The organism is Pseudomonas sp. B7 (assembly GCF_016735645.1).
In the GTDB taxonomy this organism is placed as follows: Bacteria; Pseudomonadota; Gammaproteobacteria; order Pseudomonadales; family Pseudomonadaceae; genus Aquipseudomonas; species Aquipseudomonas glycinae.
In genome coordinates this window covers 320032-340753 of the sequence record NZ_JAERRE010000009.1, presented here as the reverse complement: position 1 = coordinate 340753, position 20722 = coordinate 320032, and the positions used below count along the sequence as shown (strand labels likewise).

Annotated in this window: 13 protein-coding genes; 6 read left to right on the top strand and 7 right to left on the bottom strand. The window is 61.2% G+C overall.

The features are described 5' to 3' along the window. Positions 1-137 precede the first annotated feature (137 nt). On the top strand, positions 138-3848 hold the full coding sequence (metH, locus tag JKA62_RS21350) for a methionine synthase (protein WP_011334495.1): 3711 nt from the start codon (positions 138-140) through the stop codon (positions 3846-3848). A gap of 4 nt (positions 3849-3852) precedes the next feature. On the opposite strand, the gene JKA62_RS21345 is transcribed toward metH, so the two are convergent. Continuing rightward, complete coding sequence (locus JKA62_RS21345) at positions 3853-8634, bottom strand: leucine-rich repeat domain-containing protein (RefSeq protein ID WP_201819310.1); 4782 nt, start codon at positions 8632-8634, stop codon at positions 3853-3855. A 157-nt stretch (positions 8635-8791) separates the two neighbouring features. Between JKA62_RS21345 and JKA62_RS21340 the strand changes: the two genes are divergently transcribed. Further along, positions 8792-9010, top strand: a complete 219-nt coding sequence (locus JKA62_RS21340; RefSeq protein WP_201819308.1) for a DUF2970 domain-containing protein — start codon at positions 8792-8794, stop codon at positions 9008-9010. Positions 9011-9015: 5 nt separating this feature from the next. On the opposite strand, the gene JKA62_RS21335 is transcribed toward JKA62_RS21340, so the two are convergent. Next, positions 9016-10089 (bottom strand): ABC transporter substrate-binding protein, encoded by a 1074-nt coding sequence (locus tag JKA62_RS21335; RefSeq protein WP_011334497.1) that lies wholly within the window; start codon positions 10087-10089, stop codon positions 9016-9018. Positions 10090-10614: 525 nt separating this feature from the next. Between JKA62_RS21335 and JKA62_RS21330 the strand changes: the two genes are divergently transcribed. Both JKA62_RS21330 and JKA62_RS21325 read left to right on the top strand, forming a co-directional pair. Further along, positions 10615-12273 (top strand): nitrite/sulfite reductase, encoded by a 1659-nt coding sequence (locus JKA62_RS21330; RefSeq protein ID WP_011334498.1) that lies wholly within the window; start codon positions 10615-10617, stop codon positions 12271-12273. Next, entirely contained in the window at positions 12257-12751 is a 495-nt protein-coding gene (locus JKA62_RS21325; protein WP_007959510.1) for a DUF934 domain-containing protein, read from the top strand. Before JKA62_RS21330 ends, JKA62_RS21325 begins: the two co-directional genes overlap by 17 nt. 60 nt (positions 12752-12811) lie before the next feature. Here the strand turns inward: JKA62_RS21325 and sohB are convergent, their stop codons facing one another. After that, entirely contained in the window at positions 12812-13834 is a 1023-nt protein-coding gene (gene sohB, locus JKA62_RS21320; protein WP_011334499.1) for a protease SohB, read from the bottom strand. Between the two features lie 207 nt (positions 13835-14041). On the opposite strand from sohB, the gene JKA62_RS21315 reads away from it, so the two are divergent. Both JKA62_RS21315 and JKA62_RS21310 read left to right on the top strand, forming a co-directional pair. Next, positions 14042-14752, top strand: a complete 711-nt coding sequence (locus tag JKA62_RS21315) for a histidine phosphatase family protein (RefSeq protein ID WP_011334500.1) — start codon at positions 14042-14044, stop codon at positions 14750-14752. Between the two features lie 48 nt (positions 14753-14800). Next, positions 14801-15118, top strand: coding sequence for an SCP2 sterol-binding domain-containing protein (locus tag JKA62_RS21310; protein ID WP_007959502.1), 318 nt, complete (start codon positions 14801-14803; stop codon positions 15116-15118). Positions 15119-15170: 52 nt separating this feature from the next. On the opposite strand, the gene JKA62_RS21305 is transcribed toward JKA62_RS21310, so the two are convergent. The 4 genes from JKA62_RS21305 to JKA62_RS21290 are packed head-to-tail and all read right to left on the bottom strand — an operon-like array spanning position 15171 to position 20682. Beyond that, entirely contained in the window at positions 15171-16754 is a 1584-nt protein-coding gene (locus JKA62_RS21305; RefSeq protein ID WP_011334501.1) for an ABC transporter ATP-binding protein, read from the bottom strand. A 1-nt stretch (position 16755) separates the two neighbouring features. Next, entirely contained in the window at positions 16756-17778 is a 1023-nt protein-coding gene (locus JKA62_RS21300) for an ABC transporter permease (RefSeq protein WP_011334502.1), read from the bottom strand. Then, complete coding sequence (locus JKA62_RS21295; protein WP_011334503.1) at positions 17778-18842, bottom strand: microcin C ABC transporter permease YejB; 1065 nt, start codon at positions 18840-18842, stop codon at positions 17778-17780. Before JKA62_RS21295 ends, JKA62_RS21300 begins: the two co-directional genes overlap by 1 nt. Beyond that, entirely contained in the window at positions 18829-20682 is a 1854-nt protein-coding gene (locus JKA62_RS21290) for an extracellular solute-binding protein (RefSeq protein WP_201819305.1), read from the bottom strand. The genes JKA62_RS21295 and JKA62_RS21290 overlap by 14 nt, the downstream gene beginning before the upstream one ends. Positions 20683-20722: the final 40 nt, after the last annotated feature.

Here is a 20722-nt window from a genome sequence, read left to right as displayed (position 1 = left end):
GAAAAAACGCCGCGATTCTACCGTTATGACGCCCGTACCAACATGAGCGATATTCATGCAAAAGCGCCACATGCTCTAAATCCGCACAGGTTTGTTATGATCCCGCTCCTTCGTCATGGTCTTTTCGAGTAGTCCCAATGTCCGATCGCAGCGTCCGCCTTCAAGCTCTCAAGCAAGCTCTCAAAGAGCGCATCCTGATTCTCGACGGCGGCATGGGCACGATGATCCAGAGCTACAAGCTCGAAGAGCAGGATTATCGCGGCAAACGCTTCGCCGACTGGCCGAGCGACGTCAAGGGCAACAACGACCTGTTGGTGCTGACCCGCCCGGACGTGATCGGCGGCATCGAGAAAGCCTATCTGGATGCCGGTGCCGACATCCTCGAGACCAACACCTTCAACGCCACGCAGATTTCCATGGCCGACTACGGCATGGAAGAACTGGTCTACGAACTCAACGTAGAAGGCGCCCGTCTGGCACGCAAGGTCGCCGACGCGAAAACCCTCGAGACCCCCGACAAGCCGCGCTTCGTCGCCGGCGTTCTCGGCCCGACCAGCCGCACCTGCTCGCTGTCGCCGGACGTCAACAACCCGGGCTATCGCAACGTCACCTTCGATGAGCTGGTCGAAAACTACACCGAGGCCACCAAAGGCCTGATCGAGGGCGGCGCGGATCTGATCCTGATCGAAACCATCTTCGACACCCTCAACGCCAAAGCCGCGATCTTCGCCGTGCAAGGCGTGTTCGAAGAACTGGGCTTCGAATTGCCGATCATGATCTCCGGCACCATCACCGACGCCTCCGGCCGTACCCTGTCGGGCCAGACCACCGAAGCGTTTTGGAACTCCGTGGCTCACGCCAAACCGATTTCCGTCGGCCTTAACTGCGCCCTCGGCGCCCGCGAACTGCGTCCGTACCTGGAAGAGCTGTCGGACAAGGCCAGCACCCACGTTTCGGCGCACCCGAACGCCGGCCTGCCGAACGAATTCGGCGAGTACGACGAACTGCCGGTGGACACCGCCAAGGTCATCGAAGAATTCGCCCAGAGCGGTTTCCTCAACATCGTCGGCGGTTGCTGCGGCACCACGCCGGGCCACATCGAAGCGATCGCCAAAGCCGTTGCCGGTTACGCGCCACGGCAGATTCCGGACATTCCCAAGGCCTGCCGCCTGTCGGGTCTGGAACCGTTCACCATTGATCGCAGCTCGCTGTTCGTCAACGTCGGCGAGCGGACCAACATCACCGGGTCCGCGAAATTTGCCCGGCTGATCCGTGAAGACAACTACACCGAAGCCCTGGAAGTCGCCCTGCAGCAGGTCGAGGCCGGCGCCCAGGTGATCGACATCAACATGGACGAAGGGATGCTCGATTCGAAGAAGGCCATGGTGACCTTCCTCAATCTGATTGCCGGCGAACCGGACATCTCCCGCGTACCGATCATGATCGACTCCTCGAAATGGGACGTGATCGAAGCCGGCCTCAAGTGCATTCAGGGCAAGGGCATCGTCAACTCGATCAGCATGAAAGAAGGCGTCGAGCAGTTCATCCACCACGCCAAACTGTGCAAGCGCTATGGCGCCGCCGTGGTGGTGATGGCGTTCGACGAAGCCGGCCAGGCTGACACCGAAGCGCGCAAGAAAGAGATCTGCAAACGCTCCTACGACATTCTGGTCAACGAAGTCGGCTTCCCGCCGGAAGACATCATTTTCGACCCGAACATCTTCGCCGTGGCCACCGGCATCGAAGAACACAACAACTACGCTGTGGACTTCATCAACGCCTGTGCCTACATCCGCGACGAGCTGCCGTATGCCCTGAGCTCCGGCGGCGTGTCCAACGTGTCGTTCTCGTTCCGCGGCAACAACCCGGTGCGCGAGGCGATCCACTCGGTGTTCCTGCTGTACGCGATCCGCGCCGGCCTGACCATGGGTATCGTCAACGCCGGTCAGCTGGAGATCTACGACCAGATCCCGCAGGAACTGCGCGACGCCGTTGAAGACGTGATCCTCAACCGCACGCCGGAAGGCACCGACGCCCTCCTCGCCATCGCCGACAAGTACAAGGGCGACGGCAGCGTCAAGGAAGCCGAGACCGAAGAATGGCGCGGCTGGGACGTCAACAAACGTCTGGAACATGCGCTGGTCAAGGGCATCACCACCCACATCGTCGAAGACACCGAAGAATCCCGTCAGTCCTTCGCCCGCCCGATCGAAGTGATCGAAGGCCCGCTGATGTCCGGCATGAACATCGTCGGCGACCTGTTCGGCGCCGGCAAAATGTTCCTGCCGCAAGTGGTGAAATCCGCCCGCGTGATGAAGCAGGCCGTGGCGCACCTGATTCCGTTCATCGAACTGGAAAAAGGCGACAAGCCGGAAGCCAAGGGCAAGATCCTGATGGCCACGGTCAAAGGCGACGTGCACGACATCGGCAAGAACATCGTCGGCGTGGTGCTGGGTTGCAACGGCTACGACATCGTCGACCTCGGCGTGATGGTGCCGGCGGAGAAGATCCTGCAGGTGGCCAAGGAGCAGAAGTGCGACATCATCGGCCTGTCCGGTCTGATCACCCCGTCGCTGGATGAGATGGTCCATGTGGCCCGCGAGATGCAGCGCCAGGACTTCCACCTGCCGCTGATGATCGGCGGCGCGACCACCTCCAAGGCGCACACGGCGGTGAAGATCGAGCCCAAGTACAGCAACGACGCAGTGGTCTACGTGACCGACGCCTCCCGCGCCGTGGGCGTGGCGACGCAGTTGCTGTCCAAGGAACTGAAAGCCGGTTTCGTCCAGAAGACCCGCGAAGAGTACATCGACGTCCGCGAGCGCACCGCCAACCGCAGCGCCCGCACCGAACGCCTGAGCTACGCCGCCGCGATCGCCAAGAAGCCGCAGTTCGACTGGGCCACTTACACCCCGGTCAAACCGACCTTCACCGGCACCCGCGTGCTGGACAACATCGACCTCAACGTTCTCGCCGAGTACATCGACTGGACGCCGTTCTTCATCTCCTGGGACCTGGCCGGCAAGTTCCCGCGCATCCTCGAAGACGAAGTGGTCGGCGAAGCGGCGACCGCGCTGTACAAGGACGCTCGCGAGATGCTGACCAAGCTGATCGACGAGAAACTGATCAGCGCCCGTGCGGTGTTCGGCTTCTGGCCGGCCAATCAGGTGCACGACGACGATATCGAGCTGTACGGCGATGACGGCAAGCCAATGGCGCGCCTGCATCACCTGCGCCAGCAGATCATCAAGACCGACGGCAAACCGAACTTCTCCCTCGCCGACTTCGTCGCGCCGAAGGACAGCGAAGTGACCGACTACGTTGGTGGTTTCATCACCACCGCCGGGATCGGCGCCGAAGAAGTGGCCAAGGCCTATCAGGACGCTGGCGACGATTACAACTCGATCATGGTCAAGGCCCTGGCCGACCGTCTGGCCGAGGCGTGCGCCGAGTGGCTGCACCAGCAGGTGCGCAAAGAGCACTGGGGTTACGCCAAGGATGAAGCCCTCGATAACGAGGCGCTGATCAAAGAGCAGTATTCCGGCATCCGCCCTGCCCCCGGCTACCCGGCGTGCCCGGATCACACCGAGAAGGCCACCCTGTTCGCCCTGCTCGACCCTGAAGCACAGGAAATGCGCGCCGGCCGCAGCGGTGTGTTCCTCACCGAGCACTACGCGATGTTCCCGGCGGCAGCCGTCAGCGGCTGGTACTTCGCCCATCCGCAGGCGCAGTACTTCGCCGTGGGCAAGGTCGACAAGGATCAGGTGCAGAGCTACACCTCGCGCAAAGGCCAGGAATTGAGCCTGACCGAGCGCTGGCTGGCACCCAATCTGGGCTACGACAACTGAGCCATCAGATTCGGTCCGAGTCGTCGGAAGAGGAGGAACCCTCCGGTTCCTCCCACTCGCGATCAGCCAGCCATTGTTCAAGTGTCTCCCGGGATATTCCCAGCACCGACTGAGCGCCCGTTCGCTCAGCATGGTCACGGATCCGTTGCAGACTGTCTGTCGACAATGATCGCAAGTGTCCCGATAAATGTGTTCCGGCAAGCAGTTCATCATGGCGGCCGTCAAACGCCTGTGCCGGAATATCCCTGATCGGATTGCCGAACAGCTTCAGCGTATGCAGACGCTCGGCGTGCAGCACCCCGGCCGGCCATTCCTTCAGGTCATTGCCGTTCAAATGCAGCCGCTCCAGCCAGGGCGGGATCGCTGCGTTGAAATCCTTGAGTCGGTTGTGATTCAGTTCCAGCAGCTCCAGCGCCTCCAGAGACGCGGCGTTGAAGGATTTGAAACGGTTGTAGTTCAGACTCAGGCGCCTGAGGTGCTGCAGCGACTCCAGCCGCTGTACGACAGTGCGCCCGTCCTGCAAGCGATTGGCGGACAGATCCAGTTGCTCAAGCCGCTGCATGTCGCCGATGGCTTGCGGCAGGTTCTCCAGTGCATTGGCAGCCAGGTCCAGGGTTTCAACTTGCGTGAACGACAGGAGGAAATCGTTGAGGCCCTGCTCGCTCAGTTCCAGCCCTCGCAGATTCAAGCCCGCCACATGGGTAAAGGCTTCCGGCAGCCTGGGCAATGCTCCCACACCGAGAGTGCCTTCCAGATCCAGCACATAATCGGCCTCGCCAGCCTCACCGAGCAGACCCAGTCGCCAGCACTCGATGATTTTTTGTGCCGCGTCCCCGCGACCTTCCGATGAAATTCGCGGATGCCTGAAACGCTGTTCTGAACTGCGCCGGACGAAGATCCAGCCATTCAACTCCCGGGTCATCACGTCGAACCGCCGGTTCCACTCAGCGAGCCGCGCACTGACTTGTTCGTCGCTGGCGCCAATGCGCAGGTACTCGACTGCTTCAATGGCCTCCTGCTCCGACAGCTCGGGAATGATTCGCTGCAGGCGACCGATGAACGAACCTGGATGCTCTTCAGCGGGCAATGCCGGTGGCAGCGGCAACAACCGCGAGGCCACGCGCGACCCCGTCTCGATGGGGTGCGGGTAAGGGTCGGGTATCGGTTCAAGGGCAAACCTTGCCAACGTCCCCTCCGGCAGCCCCAGGGTCGACTCGACCCGTTGTTGTGCCGCCCGCAGGCGGACTTGCGTTTCGTCTGTAAGGGGAGCACCGGTCAGATTGGTATTGATCAACAGTTCGTCACGGGCAAGCATTTGCGGCGCCAGCGTGGTGATGCGGGTGTTGCGCAGATCCAGCCAGCGCAGCGCCCGAAGCTCTTCGGCTGCCCGCGGCCATTGTTGCAGTTGCGTCCCTTGAAGGTTCAGGACCTTCAGGTTCGGCATGTTCGAGACGTCCAGCCGATACAGCGGATTGCCGGACAGGTTGAGCTCCACCAGTTTCACGCGGGTATCGGTGGGGACGGGATTGGTGGTCAGCGCACATTCACTGAGATCGAGATGGCGAATCTCGGGGAACGCGCGCAGGAATCCACGCATTTGTGCAGCATCTGAACGGCGCGATTGCAGACGCAGGGATTTCACATGAGGAAAAGTCCCCGGCATGGGTGGCAGCGGGTCGTCGCAGATCCACTCGAGGTGACTGTAACCCGGGGTTTCGGCAGCAAGTGGTGCATTGCGCCAGCATTGCTTCAACTGACGCACAGCTCGCAAGCGCTCTTCGACATGCGCACCGGGAACCGCCCATTGAGCGAGCGTTGATTCAAGGCGCTCCCACTCAAGCGCGCGTTCGACCAGCCCTTGCATGATCTGCGCGTCGCTTTGGCCTTCTCTCATCGCTCTGAGGATGACCCCGTTGGCCTGTCGCAAATCCAGATTCGGATAGACGTCGAGCAATCGGATCACCAGCGAAGGATTGACACCCGAACGCCCTACTGCGCCCTCCCCACTGGCGAAATACCCCAGTCGACGACCTTCGAGACGCACTGGCGGTGTGAATGCACGGACGCCCTGGCCGGGTGGAACCACGAAGGCGCGAACCTGCTCCGGGTGAGCGGTGGCGTAATCGATCATCGCACGTTGTAGCCTGGCGCCGTCCGTCATCCCGAATATCCCCAGCGCCTCTGTTGTTTGCCGTGGCAAAGCGCGCATGAGCGCAGGGAAAAACCGATCGAGCCGAGCGCTCGATGCCTGCTCGCTGAATGCCTGGAACAACGGCCCCTGTTTCACCAGATACACCCGGTGTGCCGCTGATTCGCTGCCAATCGCCTCAAGCAGCCCGCCCTGTCGATGCCGATCGCGAAACTCCAGCCGCACATCACCCGGCCAGCCCGGCAGTTTCTCGAGCAACTGCAAAGCCAGACGCCCACTGTCGGCTGAAGGATGCTCCAGGTACAAACCGGCATACGCGCGACTCGCCCGCCCCTGACTTGCGTGCCAGCGCGCCTCCTCCAGCAGGCGGCGAGGGACTGGCCTGGAGGTTTGCAAGATCGCCAGCGAGTCGGCATCGGCATGGGTCAGCACCTCCCGGGCGGCGGCATCGCCGAGTCCCGGACACGCCGTTTGCAGCTTGATGATTCGCGCGTCCGGCGCGGCAGTGCCGCGAGGCGCTTCAAACAATTGCAACGCATCGGCCAGTTCGGGCGGCGGCGGCAGGTTATCCAGATGCATTTTGCGCAAAGCGTTGTCGCTGACACCGCCGATATCGGCGATGGCCAGCAATTGCGTGTCTGAAAGCCTGTCGGTTCGATGCCCGATGCGGCGCAGCAGCGTCAGCCGATCCCAGGACAACGGACGCTCCAGCGTATGGCGCCAGGCACCGACGCCGTTGTGGCTGAGCGGCGGCTGATAGGCGCGGGGATCGCGGGGATGCCGCACTCGCCAGCGTTTGATTGTCCCGTCCCAGTGCTTCTCGTACGCCCTGCCCTCGATTCGGATCCAGGTTTTTTTCCCTTCGGTGAATTGCCCCAGGGCATTGGGTTCGTGTTGGTGAAGATGCCAATCGGGGCTTTCATAGGCCGTCAGATCCGGACGCCACAGCCGGGTTTCGCCGCTGGCCAATGTGACCGGATGCAGTTTTTCCATCACGGGTGCAGCCGTTGCCGGTCTGACGCCGGCCAGGCTTTTTCCGGCCCCGGCGAGCACGCCGAACAGCACCAGATTTTCCGCGACATCGATCAAGTGCGCCTTGGCGGCCTGGCGATCCCCTTCGCTCCAGTCAATGACGCCTTCAATGGACTCTTCCAGCAACTGACCGACCATGACGCCAGTCATGATCTCGCCCAGCACAGGTACAAACCCTGCTGCCGTGGTCAGCACCAGCATGCCGATGTTCAGCAGTACCGCGAGCTTCTCACTGCGCACTTTCGCATCGACATCAGCCGTGGGTACGGCGTGACTGCGGGCATCGGCAGTGAGCCGGTCGCGGTGTTGCTCGAAAAGATAGTTCCACAGGTCAACGTTTTCGGATGCGGGGTCATCGCCCTCGCGGGGAATGACTGCCGGGGCCAGATAAGGGTCATCCTCCGGGAGCGATTGCTGGCGCAGGGGGGGCCATTCATGGACGGATGTGAAGCCGGTGAAGGGATTGAGCATTGTAAGAAGCTTGAGAACAACACGCCCGGCGGCCGATGCGTCCGAGGCATCGCGAGTGAACTGACTGAAATAGTCCGCGCGATCGGCATAAGCCACGAAACGGCTGAAAAACCGCTGATACGCCGTCGGCACAACCTCTGCCGACGAGCCGCTGTCGCGTTCGCTGAAGCGCTTCCTGAACATGTCCCACAGTTGCTTGCGCGTATAACGCTTCAACGGGTGCCGGGGATCATGGGGGATATAGAGCAGCAAATCGTCTGTATAGCGATCATTCTCGCTGATCGAGAAACAGACACATCCAGTCATACGATGCTTCATCAGGCTCAGTTCGTGAAACCAGACGCTCTTGTTCCCCAGGCGAGGATGACGGTTGCCATCGATGACCGACAGGATCATTGAGTAGTCGGCAGGCTCGATGTCGTTGCACAGCAGCGCCTGCTCGGCGGCAGCGCGCAGATCAGCCTTGGCGGCGCCGATGAAATTGTCCCGCAGGGTCGCTTGCACCTCTTCGGCGTGGAGATAGCCCCTGAGGTAAGCCTGATACTTGGCGCCGATGTCCAGCGAACGGCATAGCGTGATGAACCCGGGAACGGTCAACGTGGTTTGCAGGGGAAGGAGCACACCGGATGTCCACCATTCGATCAAGAAACCGGAAGAATCGTGGAATGCCTCAGGCTCACATTCCGAGGCTGCAAAGTTATGCAGCGCCGCCTGCAGCAGCGGCAGTTTCATGAACTCGAACACACCCACTTCTATCGAAAGGATCCCCATTTGAACCGGTTTGTTCAGGCACAGATAAATCACATCGACATCCATCTCCACGCCAAATTGCTCCTGCAGTGCCTTGGTCAGCAAAGGTCTGGCAAAGGTGTCGATGTTTTGCAGGGATGACAGTTGTCGGTCCAGCCGGGACTGGGCGACGAAACTGGCGACAACGGCGTCGTTCAACGCGCGACGCTGCTGCGCGGTGGCCTGGCGATAACCGGGCGTCAGTGCCGCGTTGGCGCTGCCCAGCTCCGCACGTCGCTGCGCCGTGGCGTCCGTCAGCCAATCGGGAATGGCCTGTTCAAGAAACGGACCGTGGATGCTCTGTGAGGCCGCGGGTCTCATATCAGCGGCGGGAATCGGTGGCATGGCGCCTCTCCTGTGGGATGAGGCGTCAGCACACCATTTCGCGGGCGACCGTTCGCAGTAGATAGTTATGCCGGCGCCACCAAGGCATTACCAACGGTTTCGCGCGCTGTCGGCCGATTGACTATGCTCAACAGGCACACTTTGAGACGAGGGATGTATGGACGATCCAGTCGACAACAAACCACCGACCTTCTGGCAGATGCTGCACAGCGTCATGGCGGCGGCGTTCGGGGTGCAAAGCGGCAAGAACCGGGCGAGGGATTTCACCCACGGCAAGCCGAGTCATTTCATCTTTCTGGGCATTGTGTTCACGGCAGTGTTCGCCCTGACGCTGTTCGGCATCGTTCAACTGGTGGTGCATCTGGCCGGCGTCTGACTCGCTCAGTGCATCAGTGTCTGCAGATTGAACGGATAGCGGTAGGAAACCGGACGGCCTTTCGCCGAGAGCTTGCGAAAGTGCACGCCATAGTCCGGTGAGGCGCCCATGGCAAGGATTCGGCGGGCATGATCCCGATCGATCAGTTGCAGCAACGGAATCTGTCGGTCACGACCGCCGTACTGATTCAGATCGACACCCTGCGCGTGATCATGCAGCTCGACCAGTGCCCAGCCACCGAGAGTGAAATGGCCGCCCAGCAACGCGCTCAGCCGCCCGTCAACCAACGCCTGCAACGCTTCGGGCGAGGTGTTGACCGCGCTGAACAGCACGTCTTTGCCCGGCACCTTGCCGGCTTCCGAAACGGCACGCATCGCGCCGAAGGCCATTTCATCATTGGCCGCCCACACCAATGACACCTTGGGATAGCGGACCAGCAATTGCCTGGCCTGCTCGTAGGCACGCTGTTGCGTCCAGCCGCCGTAGACCAGTTGCCGCAGGTGTACCTGAGGATGCTCGGCGAGTGCCCGTTGCATGCCTTTTTCTCGCAGTTGGGCCGAGGGCGTGATCTTCAGACCGGAAAAGGCCAGCAGGTCGATGCTTTCACCGGGCGCGACAGCCGGATGAAGACGAATCAGCTCCTTCATCATCAAGTAGCCGCCCTCTTCATCGTTGGGCACCAGACTGCCGATGCGATCAGCACGATCGGCCATCATCGCCTTCTGGTTGGGCGTCAGTGCCGAGTTGACGATAAAGAGCTTCACGCCGCTGCCATTGGCCATACGCAGGATCTGCGGCGCCACGTACTGTTCATTGACGAACACCAGATAGTCCGGGCGCTCAGGCCCCTGCAGGGCCAGTCGCGCCTGAGCCAGGGTCAGTTCCGGCTGGCGCTGGGCATAGAGGATGCGCAAGTCGATGCCCAGGTCCCGGGCGGCGGCCTGCATGAATTGCGAGTAGCTGACCCAAAACGCTTCCTGGGTCGAGCCCGGATTCAGGAACAGCACCGACTCTGCACGCGCGCACGTACCGAAAACCGCGCCGAACAGCAGCAGGCTGAGGTGGAGAAACTTGAACATGAATCATCCGGGCCCAAGGAAAAATGGCCGCGCATTATAGCCATTGATCACCTGGCCTTTGGCGCTTGATCCCGCCTTTTGTCCGACAATCGTCGCAAGCGGGGCCCGGACGAGTCGTTTTACTGATGGCTGACCCAGAACACCGCCGTTCCAACGACCAGAATGATCAGGAACAGAATGGCCCAAGCATCGACGCTGCTATCGCTTTTCCTTGCCTTGGTTGGGTTGCTCATTGCATCGCCTCTTGTCGGTTTTATCGGTGATTGCAGAAAGACTCGACCACAGTTAAGACGATGATTGACCGCACGACAAATGTGGGTTAGTTGACAGTGATTCTCGTTAGGCGATTTGGTTCTTTCCATATACTCAAACATCACTTTTGCGCATAACTGCAAACGGGTATATTGCCCCGGCTCCTTCAGGGAGTGCGCGGCCGTGCGCGCCGAATTGCAGAGGAACCATCGGACTCCAGCAAGCGAAAACGCAGCGTTTTCCGAGTGGCCAAAGCCTGAGAACAGGACTTATATGTACGTATACGACGAGTACGATCAGCGGATCATCGAGGACCGCGTCAAGCAGTTCCGTGATCAGACCCGACGCTATCTGGCAGGTGAGCTGAGCGAAGAAGAATTCCGCCCCCTGCGCCTGCAAAATGGCCTGTATATCCAGCGTTTCGCGCCGATGCTGCGCGTGGCGGTGCCTTACGGCCAGCTGACCTCGCGCCAGGTGCGCATGATGGCGAAAATCGCCCGCGACTATGACAAGGGCTACGCCCACATCAGCACGCGGCAGAACGTGCAGTTCAACTGGCCGGCGGTGGAAGACATCCCGGACATCCTCGCGGAACTGGCCACCGTGCAGATGCACGCCATCCAGACCAGCGGCAACTGCCTGCGCAACGTCACCACCGACCAGTTCGCCGGTGTCGCAGCCGACGAGTTGATCGACCCGCGTCCGTGGTGCGAAATCGTTCGTCAGTGGACGACCTTCCACCCGGAATTCGCCTACCTGCCGCGTAAATTCAAGATCGCCGTCAACGGTTCGACCTCCGACCGTGCGGCCATCGAAGTCCACGACATCGGCCTTGAGCCGGTCCACAACGCTGCCGGTGAACTCGGTTTCCGCGTGCTGGTCGGCGGTGGTCTGGGTCGTACTCCGGTGGTCGGCGCGTTCATCAACGAATTCCTGCCATGGCAGGACCTGTTGAGCTACCTCGACGCGATCCTGCGGGTCTACAACCGCTATGGCCGTCGTGACAACAAATACAAGGCGCGGATCAAGATCCTCGTCAAAGCGCTGACTCCAGAAGTCTTCGCCCAGAAAGTCGATGCCGAAATGGAACACCTGCGCGGCGGGCAGACCACCCTGACCGAAGCCGAAGTCCATCGCGTCGCCAAACACTTCGTCGACCCGGACTACAAGGCGCTGAGCAATCAAGACGCCGAACTGGCCGCCCTCGACAAAGAGCATCCGGGCTTCGCCCGCTGGCGCACGCGCAACACCCTGGCGCACAAGAAGCCGGGCTATGTGGCCGTGACCCTGTCCCTGAAGCCAACCGGCGTTGCACCGGGCGACATCACCGACAAGCAGCTCGACGCCGTCGCCGACTTGGCCGAGCGCTACAGCTTCGGTCAACTGCGCACGTCCCACGAGCAGAACATCATTCTGGCCGACGTCGAGCAAAGCCAGTTGTTCACCCTGTGGGGCGAGCTGCGTGAAGCTGGCTTCGCCACGCCGAACATCGGCCTGCTGACCGACATCATCTGCTGCCCTGGCGGTGATTTCTGCTCCCTGGCCAACGCCAAGTCGATCCCGATCGCCGAATCGATCCAGCGCCGTTTCGACGACCTGGACTACCTGTTCGACATCGGTGAACTGGACCTGAACATCTCCGGCTGCATGAACGCCTGCGGTCACCACCACGTCGGCCACATCGGCATCCTCGGTGTGGACAAGAAAGGTGAAGAGTTCTACCAGGTCTCCCTCGGTGGCAGCGCCAGCCGTGACGCCAGCCTGGGCAAGATCCTCGGCCCGTCTTTCGCTCAGGAAGACATGCCGGACGTGATCTCCAAACTGATCGACGTGTACGTGGAACAACGCACCGAAGACGAGCGTTTCATCGACACCTACCAGCGTATTGGCATCGACCTCTTCAAGGAACGCGTCTATGCAGCGAATCATTAAGAACAACGAGGTCGTCGACGAAACCTGGCACCTGCTGCCCAAGGATTTCAACATCGACGAAATCAGCAACTGCGACGACCTGATCGTCCCGTTGCAACTGTGGCGTGAACACGCCCGCATGCTCAAGGCCCGCGATGGCGGCCTGGGTGTGTGGCTGGACGCCGACGAAGAAGCCGAGGAAATCGGTGACGACGTGAATGAGTTCCAGGTAATTGCCCTGAACTTCCCGGCGTTCACCGATGGCCGCAACTACTCCAACGCCCGCCTGCTGCGTGACCGTTACGGTTTCAAGGGTGAATTGCGAGCAATTGGCGACGTGCTGCGTGACCAACTGTTCTACATGCGCCGTTGCGGCTTCGATGCCTTCGCCCTGCGCGCGGACAAAGACCCGTACGACGCCCTTGAAAGCCTGAAGGACTTTTCGGTGACCTATCAGGCCGCCACCGATGAACCGCTGCCGCTGTTCCGTCGTCGATAAAACCCTGAGTCAAACACAAAAAAACGCCGGTCATTCGACCGGCGTTTTTTTATGCCCGATTCACCAGAATCGTTGCTGGGTCAGCCGGCTCCACCAGCTCAACAACACGCGATCCACCGAACCGCTGGCGGCCATGCCGATACGTTCCTGGAGGCTTTTGCGTTCGGCATAGTGCAGGTGATAGACCTCGGACTGTTTGGCACGCTCGGCCAGGTATTCGTCGCTGGTCTTGAGTTCGTCGACCAGTTGCTTTTCCAATGCCGCGATGCCGAGCCAGACTTCACCGGTGGCGACTTCGTCGATCGCCAGTTGCGGGCGATAGCGGGCAACGAAGTTCTTGAACAGCTGGTGGGTGATGTCCAGGTCTTCCTGAAACTTTTCCCGACCCTTCTCGGTGTTTTCGCCAAATACGGTCAGGGTGCGTTTGTATTCGCCAGCGGTCAGCACTTCGAAATCGATGTCGTGCTTTTTCAGCAGGCGGTTGACGTTGGGCAACTGCGCCACCACACCGATGGAGCCGAGAATCGCAAACGGCGCGCTGATGATCTTCTCGCCGATGCACGCCATCATGTAGCCGCCGCTCGCCGCGACCTTGTCGATGCACACGGTCAACGGCACGCCAGCTTCCCGGATGCGCGCCAGTTGCGACGAGGCCAGACCATAGCTGTGAACCATGCCGCCGCCGCTCTCCAGACGCAGGACCACCTCGTCCTTCGGTGTGGCCAGGGTCAGTAGCGCGGTGATCTCGTGGCGCAGGCTTTCAGTCGCCGAGGCCTTGATGTCGCCGTCGAAGTCCAGCACGAATACCCGCGGTTTGGCGTCGGGTTTCTTCTTCTGTTTCTTTTCGGACTTGGCCTGGCCCTTGCGCAAGGCCTTGAGCTGATCCTTGTCGAGCAGGGTCTGCTCCAGCCGCTCACGCAGGCCTTTATAGAAATCGTTGAGCTTGCTGACCTGCAACTGGCCGGCAGATTTGCGCCGGCCCTTGCTGCGCAACGCAGCAAAACTCGCCAGCACCACCAGAATGGCGATGACCAGCGTTACGGTCTTGGCCAGGAAACTGGCGTATTCAGTCAAAAACTCCACAGTGACTCCTTCAAACGATGCGCGGTCGTGAAACACACGCGGGAATTGGCTCCAGCATACCCATGCACCGGCCCGTCGGCCAGCCGTGAAACCTCTGGCAACAAGGCTGGAACGGGCATTTCAAACAAGCGTATGTTTTTTCATTGACAGCTCACCGTCATCCCCATAACCTCGCCACAACCTTCAACGTACCGGGATGACGCGGACGTGGGCAGCATCTACTTGATTCGACATGGCCAGGCCTCCTTCGGTGCAGACGACTATGACGTCCTGTCGCCGACCGGTGTACGCCAGGCAGAAATCCTCGGCCGTCACCTCGCCGAACTCGGAATCAGCTTCGACCGCTGCCTGTCGGGCGACCTGCGCCGCCAGCAACACACGGCCAACAGCGCGCTGGAACAGTTCGCCGCCGTCGGTTTGCCGGTTCCGGCTCTGGAAATCGATTCGGCCTTCAACGAATTCGATGCCGACGCCGTGATCCGCGCCCTGCTCCCGGCCATGTTGCCGGAAGAGCCCGAAGCCCTGGAAATCCTGCGTAACGCCGCGCAAAACCGTGGCGAGTTCCAGCGCATCTTCGCCCTGATCATCGAACGCTGGCTCGCCGGCACCTACGACACACCGGGCCTGGAAAGCTGGCTGGGTTTCGTCGAGCGGGTCCAGGCAGGGCTGCAGCGGATTCTCGAACAGGCTGACAACGCCCAGAAAATCGCGGTGTTCACCTCCGGTGGCACGATCACCGCCCTGCTTCACCTGATCACTCAAATGCCTGCCCGGCAGGCCTTTGAACTGAACTGGCAAATCGTCAACACCTCGCTCAACCAGCTGAAGTTCCGCGGTCGCGAGGTGGCTCTGGCTTCCTTCAACAGTCATGCACACCTGCAACTGCTGAAGGCCCCGGAACTCATCACGTTTCGCTGAGTCCGGATTACTGTGACCCTGCTGCAATCAACCAAAAAGGATCGAACCATGACCTCCGTAGCTGATGCCGTAAAAGCAATGCAAGCCAAGTTCAACCCAGCCGCCGCTGCCGGTCTGGATCTGGTCTTCGGTTTCAACATCACTGACGAAGACAAGCAATACGCCCTGATCGTCAAAGACGGCACCTGCGACATCCAGGAAGGCGAAAACCCGGACGCCAACTGCACGCTGGTGCTGGACAGCGAAACCCTCAAAGGCATCGTCAGCGGCGAAACCGACGGCATGCAGGCGTTCATGGGCGGCAAGCTGCGCGTTGAAGGCGACATGATGCTGTCGATGAAACTGTCCGAGCTGTTCCCCGCGTAAGACCGCAGCCAGTCTGCAAACAAATCCCGCCCCTGTGGCGGGATTTGTCGTTTCAGGCGTTCACACCGGCAAACGATGCCGCCAGCAATTCCCGTGTGTACGGGTGCCGGGCCGAATCAAACAACCCGGCCGTTTCGCCACGCTCCACCACTTCGCCATCCTTCATCACGATCAGATCGTGAGCCAGCGCCCGCACCACCGCCAGGTCATGGCTGATGAACAGATAAGTCAGCCCGTGCTCCTCCTGCAACCGGCGCAACAGCGCGACGATCTGTTTCTGCACCGTGCGATCCAGGGCCGACGTCGGCTCATCGAGCAGGATCAGATCCGGCTTGAGCACCAGCGCCCGAGCGATGGCGATGCGTTGTCGCTGCCCGCCGGAAAACTCGTGGGGATAGCGATGACGCGTCGCCGGATCGAGCCCGACTTCCTTCAGTACATCAATCACCGCCTGCTCGCGCGCCTGCGCATCCAAGTCACTGTGCACCTGCAAACCCTCGGCAATGATCTGCTCCACGCACAAGCGCGGGCTGAGGCTGCCGAACGGATCCTGAAACACCACTTGCAGGCGTTTGCGCAACGGACGCAATTGTTTGCCGCTCAGTTGCTCAAGCGCCTCGCCGTTGAAGCGGATGCTGCCGTCGGCATCGATCAGGCGCAGGATCGCCTGACCCAGCGTGGATTTACCCGAGCCCGACTCACCAACAATGCCCAAAGTCTTGCCCCGCTGCAGGTCCAGATCGATGCCATTGACCGCGTGCAGATACGACTTGGCCCGCAGCCAGCCGCCTCCCAGCGGAAAACGCACATGCAGATCGCGAACTTCGAGCAAATCCTCCGCCGCATCCCGGCACAGCGCCGCGCCGCCGGGTTCGGCGTTGAGCAACTCGATGCTGTAGGGATGCTGCGGCGCACGGAACAACTGCTCGCAGCTTGCCTGTTCGACGATCTCACCCGCACGCATCACCGCCACCCGCTGGGCGATGGTGCGCACCAGATTCAGGTCGTGACTGATGATCAGCAGCGCCATACCCAGCCGCTGTTGCAGCTCCTTGAGCAGCAACAGAATCTTGCGCTGCACCGTGACGTCGAGGGCCGTGGTCGGCTCATCGGCAATCAACAATTGCGGTTCGCACGCCAGCGCCATGGCGATCATCACCCGCTGCCGCTGCCCGCCGGAGAGCTGATGCGGATACGCTTTCAGCCGCTCGCGCGGACGCTGAATGCCCACCAGTTCCAACAGCTCCAGAATCCGTTTGCGCGCCGCCGCGCCGGCCAGGCCTCTGTGCAGCGCCAGGCTTTCGCCGAGTTGCCGCTCGATGCTGTGTAACGGGTTCAGCGAGCTCATCGGCTCCTGAAAAATCATCGCGATGCGGTTGCCGCGCAGTTGCCGCAGGTAGCGCTCGTGTACACCCAGCAACTCTTCGCCGCCGTAGCGGATGCTGCCGTCGATCCGGGTGATGTTCGGATCCAACAGTTGCAGGATGCTGTGGGCCGTCACCGACTTGCCGGAACCCGACTCGCCCACCAGCGCCAGGCATTCGCCCGGGCAAATGTCGAAGTTGATGCCGTGCACCACTTCCTGCCCTTTGAACGCCACCCGCAGGTCGCGTATTTCGATCAGATGTTCACGCATATCAAGTCCTGGGGTCGAAGGCATCTCGGCAGGCTTCGCCGATGAATACGAGTAGAGAAAGAATCAGCGCCAGGGCAAAAAATGCCGTCAGGCCCAACCACGGTGCTTGCAGATTGTTCTTGCCCTGGCCGATCAACTCGCCCAGCGAAGCGCTGCCGGCAGGCATGCCGAAGCCGAGAAAATCCAGCGCCGACAACGTGGCAATTGCCCCGGTCAGGATGAACGGCAGGTACGTCAAGGTCGCACTCATGGCATTGGGCAGAATGTGCCGCACGATCACCTGTGCATCGCCGACACCCAGCGCCCGCGCCGCTTTCACGTACTCGAGCCCCCGGCTGCGCAGGAACTCGGCGCGCACCACGTCCACCAGACTTAGCCAGGAAAACAGCGCCATGATCCCCAGCAACCACCAGAAATTCGGCTCGACGAAGCCCGACAGAATGATCAGCAGATAGAGCACCGGCAGCCCCGACCAGACCTCCAGCAGACGCTGCCCGAGCAAGTCGACCCAACCGCCGTAATACCCCTGCAAGGCACCGGCGGCGATACCGATCAACGCGCTCACCGCCGTCAACGCCAGGGCGAACAACAGCGAGACCCGCGTGCCGAATATCACCCGCGCCAGCACGTCCCGCGCCTGATCGTCGGTGCCCAGCCAGTTTTCGGCGGTGGGCGGGCTCGGGGCCGGTTCAGTGAGGTCGTAGTTAGCCGTGTCGTAGCCGAACGGGATCGGCGCAAACCACATCCGTCCGCCCTGCCCCTCGATCAATTCACGCACCTGGGCGCTGCGGTAGTCGGGCTGGAACGGCAGCTCGCCGCCGAAGTCCTGCTCGGTGTAGCGCTTGAACGCCGGGAAAAACCATTCGCCCTGATACGTCACCAGCAACGGCTTGTCATTGGCGACCAGTTCGCCGCCCAGGCTCAGGCCGAACAGCGCGAGAAACAGCCATAACGACCACCAGCCGCGCCGATGGGCCTTGAACCGCGCCCAGCGGCGCTGTCCGATGGGAGAAAGCGTCGGCATCAGGCAGTCCTCGCGGTGAAGTCGATGCGCGGATCGACCAGCGTGTAACACAGGTCGCCCAACAGTTTTATCAAGAGCCCGAACAGGGTGAAGATGAACAGCGAACCGAACACCACCGGGTAATCCCGCGACACCGCCGCTTCGTAGCTCAGGCGGCCGAGACCGTCGAGGGAGAAGATCACTTCGATCAACAATGAACCGCCGAAAAACACCGTGACCAACGCCTGAGGCAATCCGGCCACCACCAGCAGCATCGCGTTGCGAAACACATGCCCGTACAACACCTGTCGTTCGCTCAGGCCTTTAGCGCGGGCCGTGACCACGTACAGCCGCGAGATCTCGTTGAGGAAGCTGTTCTTGGTCAGGATCGTCAGCGTTGCAAACCCACCGATCACCAACGCGCTGACCGGCAACACCAAATGCCAGAAGTAGTCAGCAACCTTGCCCCACAGCGACAGCTCGACGAAGTTGTCCGAGACCAGCCCTCGCACCGGGAACCAGTCCAGCGCCGTACCGCCGGCGAACACCACGATCAGCAGCAGCGCAAACAGAAATCCCGGCATCGCGTAGCCGATGATGATCGTCGCGCTGCTCCAGACATCGAACGCCGAACCGTTGTGCACCGCCTTGCGAATGCCCAGCGGAATCGATACCAGATAAGTGATCAGCGTCGCCCACAATCCCAACGACAAGGTCACCGGCAGCTTCTGCCAGATCAGCTCGGTCACCGACGCACCCCGGAAGAAACTCTTGCCGAAATCCAGTTGCGCATAGCTCTTGAGCATCAGCCACAAGCGCTCGCCGGTGCTTTTATCGAAGCCGTACTGGCGCTCGATCTCGGCCACCAGTTTCGGGTCCAGCCCACGGGTCGCGCGGGACTCGCCGCCAATGCTTTCGACATGACTGGCACCCACCGCCGCACCGACACCGATCCCCTGCAATCGGGCGATGGCTTGTTCGACCGGGCCACCGGGCGCGGCCTGCACGATCACGAAGTTCACCAGCAGAATCGCCAGCAAGGTTGGCACGATCAGCAGCAGACGCCGCAGGCTATAACCCCACATGGGCGGCGTACTCCTTTTGCTGTTGCTGCATTTGCGTCGAGGTCAGCGCGGTCGGACTGATTTCCCACCAGGTGTCGAGGCCGGCGTCGTACAGCGGCGCAATCGCCGGGCGACCGAAACGGTTCCACCACACCGTGGAAATCCCTGGCGGGTAATAGTTGGGAATCCAGTAATAGCCCCACTGCAACACCCGATCCAGCGCATGGGCGTGGCGCAGAAGGCTCTCGCGATTGTCGGCCTGCACCACGCCTTCAAGCAGCGCATCCACCGCCGGGTCGCGCAGCACCATGTAGTTGTTGGAGCCGGGATCATCAGCGCCGTCGGAGCCGAAATAGTTGAACAGCTCGCGCCCCGGTGCCTGACTCACCGGGTAACCGACCACGATCATGTCGTAGTCGCGGCTGCGTACGCGGTTGGTGTATTGCGCGGTGTCGACCTGACGAATATCGAAGCCGATGCCGATCTGCGCCAGGTTGCGTTTGAACGGCAGCAGCAGACGCTCGAACCCCTTCTGGCCGTTGAGAAAGGTGAATCGCAGCGGATCGCCGGCGGCATTCACCAGTTGATCGCCTCGGGGTTTCCAGCCGGCGGCCTCCAACAGTTTCAGCGCCTGCAACTGTTGCGCGCGGACGTTGCCGCTGCCGTCGGTGCGCGGCGCCTCGAACACTTGACTGAAGACTTCATCGGTAATCTTGCCGCGCCACGGTTCGAGGATTTTCAGCTCTTCGGCATCTGGCAGTTCGGTGGCCGACAACGCACTGTGGGAAAAGAAGCTGCGCTGACGCAGGTACATACTGCGCATCATCTGCCGGTTGCTCCATTCGAAATCCCAGAGCATGGCGATCGCCTGCCGCACCCGGCGATCCTGAAACACCGGCTTCTGCAAGTTGAACACAAAGCCTTGGGCACCTTGCGCGGCCCCGGGTGCGAGGTGTTCGCGCAGCAACTTGCCCTGCTCCAGCGCCGCGCCGGCGTAACCGATGGTGTAACTGGTGGCGGAGAATTCGCGGTTGTAATCGAAGCCACCGGCCTTGAGCACTTGTCGCGACACGTCCGTGTCGGCAAAGAACTCCACGCTCAATTGATCGAAGTTGTAGAGCCCGCGAGTGATCGGCAGATCCCTGCCCCACCAATCCTTGATCCGCTGAAATTTCACGCTGCGCCCGGCGTCCACCGCGCTGACCTTGTACGGCCCGCTGCCCGGCGGAATCTCGAAGCCTGCGCCATCGGCGAAATTGCGTGTGCGCCACCAGTGCTCGGGCAGCACCGGCAACGTCGCCAGATCCAGCGGCAATGTGCGGCTCTCGTTGTTCTTGAACACGAAACGCACCTGGGTCGGCGACTCGACCTGCACCTCGGCGACATCGCGAAACTGTTGGCGATATTTGAGGCTGCCCTGAGTGGTGAACAGCTCGAAGGTGTAGCGCACGTCTTCGGCGGTGATCGGCGTGCCGTCCTCGAACCGAGCCTTGGGGTTCAGGTAAAAGCGCAGCCAGCGCCGGTCCGCGTCCAGCTCCATCCGGTGGGCGACCAGACCGTAGACACTGTAAGGCTCGTCCTTGCTGCGATAGGCCAGCGGCGCGTAGAGCCAGCCGTCTATGTCGGCAACGCCGGTGCCTTTGTCGATGTAGGGAATCAGGTGATCGAACGGGCCGCTCTCCAGCGAAGAGCGGCGCAAGGTTCCACCCTTGGGGGCGTCGGGGTTGGCGTAGGCCAGGTGCTGGAAGTCCGGGGCGTATTTCGGGGCTTCGCCGTAGACCGTGAGGGCGTGTTGGGGCGCCGCGAACAGCACCGGGCTCAGCGACAGACCGACGCTGAACAGAATGACTCTGGAAAACATGGGCAGATCCTTTCACCACGTGCCTGCCTGATGGTGATGT

Excerpts from the sequence above, each read along its gene's own strand:
- metH (WP_011334495.1), top strand. The coding sequence starts at position 138 with ATGTCCGATCGCAGCGTCCGCCTTCAAGCTCTCAAGCAAGCTCTCAAA.
- JKA62_RS21345 (WP_201819310.1), bottom strand. The coding sequence starts at position 8,634 with ATGCCACCGATTCCCGCCGCTGATATGAGACCCGCGGCCTCACAGAGC.
- JKA62_RS21340 (WP_201819308.1), top strand. The coding sequence starts at position 8,792 with ATGGACGATCCAGTCGACAACAAACCACCGACCTTCTGGCAGATGCTG.
- JKA62_RS21335 (WP_011334497.1), bottom strand. The coding sequence starts at position 10,089 with ATGTTCAAGTTTCTCCACCTCAGCCTGCTGCTGTTCGGCGCGGTTTTC.
- JKA62_RS21330 (WP_011334498.1), top strand. The coding sequence starts at position 10,615 with ATGTACGTATACGACGAGTACGATCAGCGGATCATCGAGGACCGCGTC.
- JKA62_RS21325 (WP_007959510.1), top strand. The coding sequence starts at position 12,257 with ATGCAGCGAATCATTAAGAACAACGAGGTCGTCGACGAAACCTGGCAC.
- JKA62_RS21310 (WP_007959502.1), top strand. The coding sequence starts at position 14,801 with ATGACCTCCGTAGCTGATGCCGTAAAAGCAATGCAAGCCAAGTTCAAC.
- JKA62_RS21305 (WP_011334501.1), bottom strand. The coding sequence starts at position 16,754 with ATGCGTGAACATCTGATCGAAATACGCGACCTGCGGGTGGCGTTCAAA.
- JKA62_RS21300 (WP_011334502.1), bottom strand. The coding sequence starts at position 17,778 with ATGCCGACGCTTTCTCCCATCGGACAGCGCCGCTGGGCGCGGTTCAAG.
- JKA62_RS21295 (WP_011334503.1), bottom strand. The coding sequence starts at position 18,842 with ATGTGGGGTTATAGCCTGCGGCGTCTGCTGCTGATCGTGCCAACCTTG.
- JKA62_RS21290 (WP_201819305.1), bottom strand. The coding sequence starts at position 20,682 with ATGTTTTCCAGAGTCATTCTGTTCAGCGTCGGTCTGTCGCTGAGCCCG.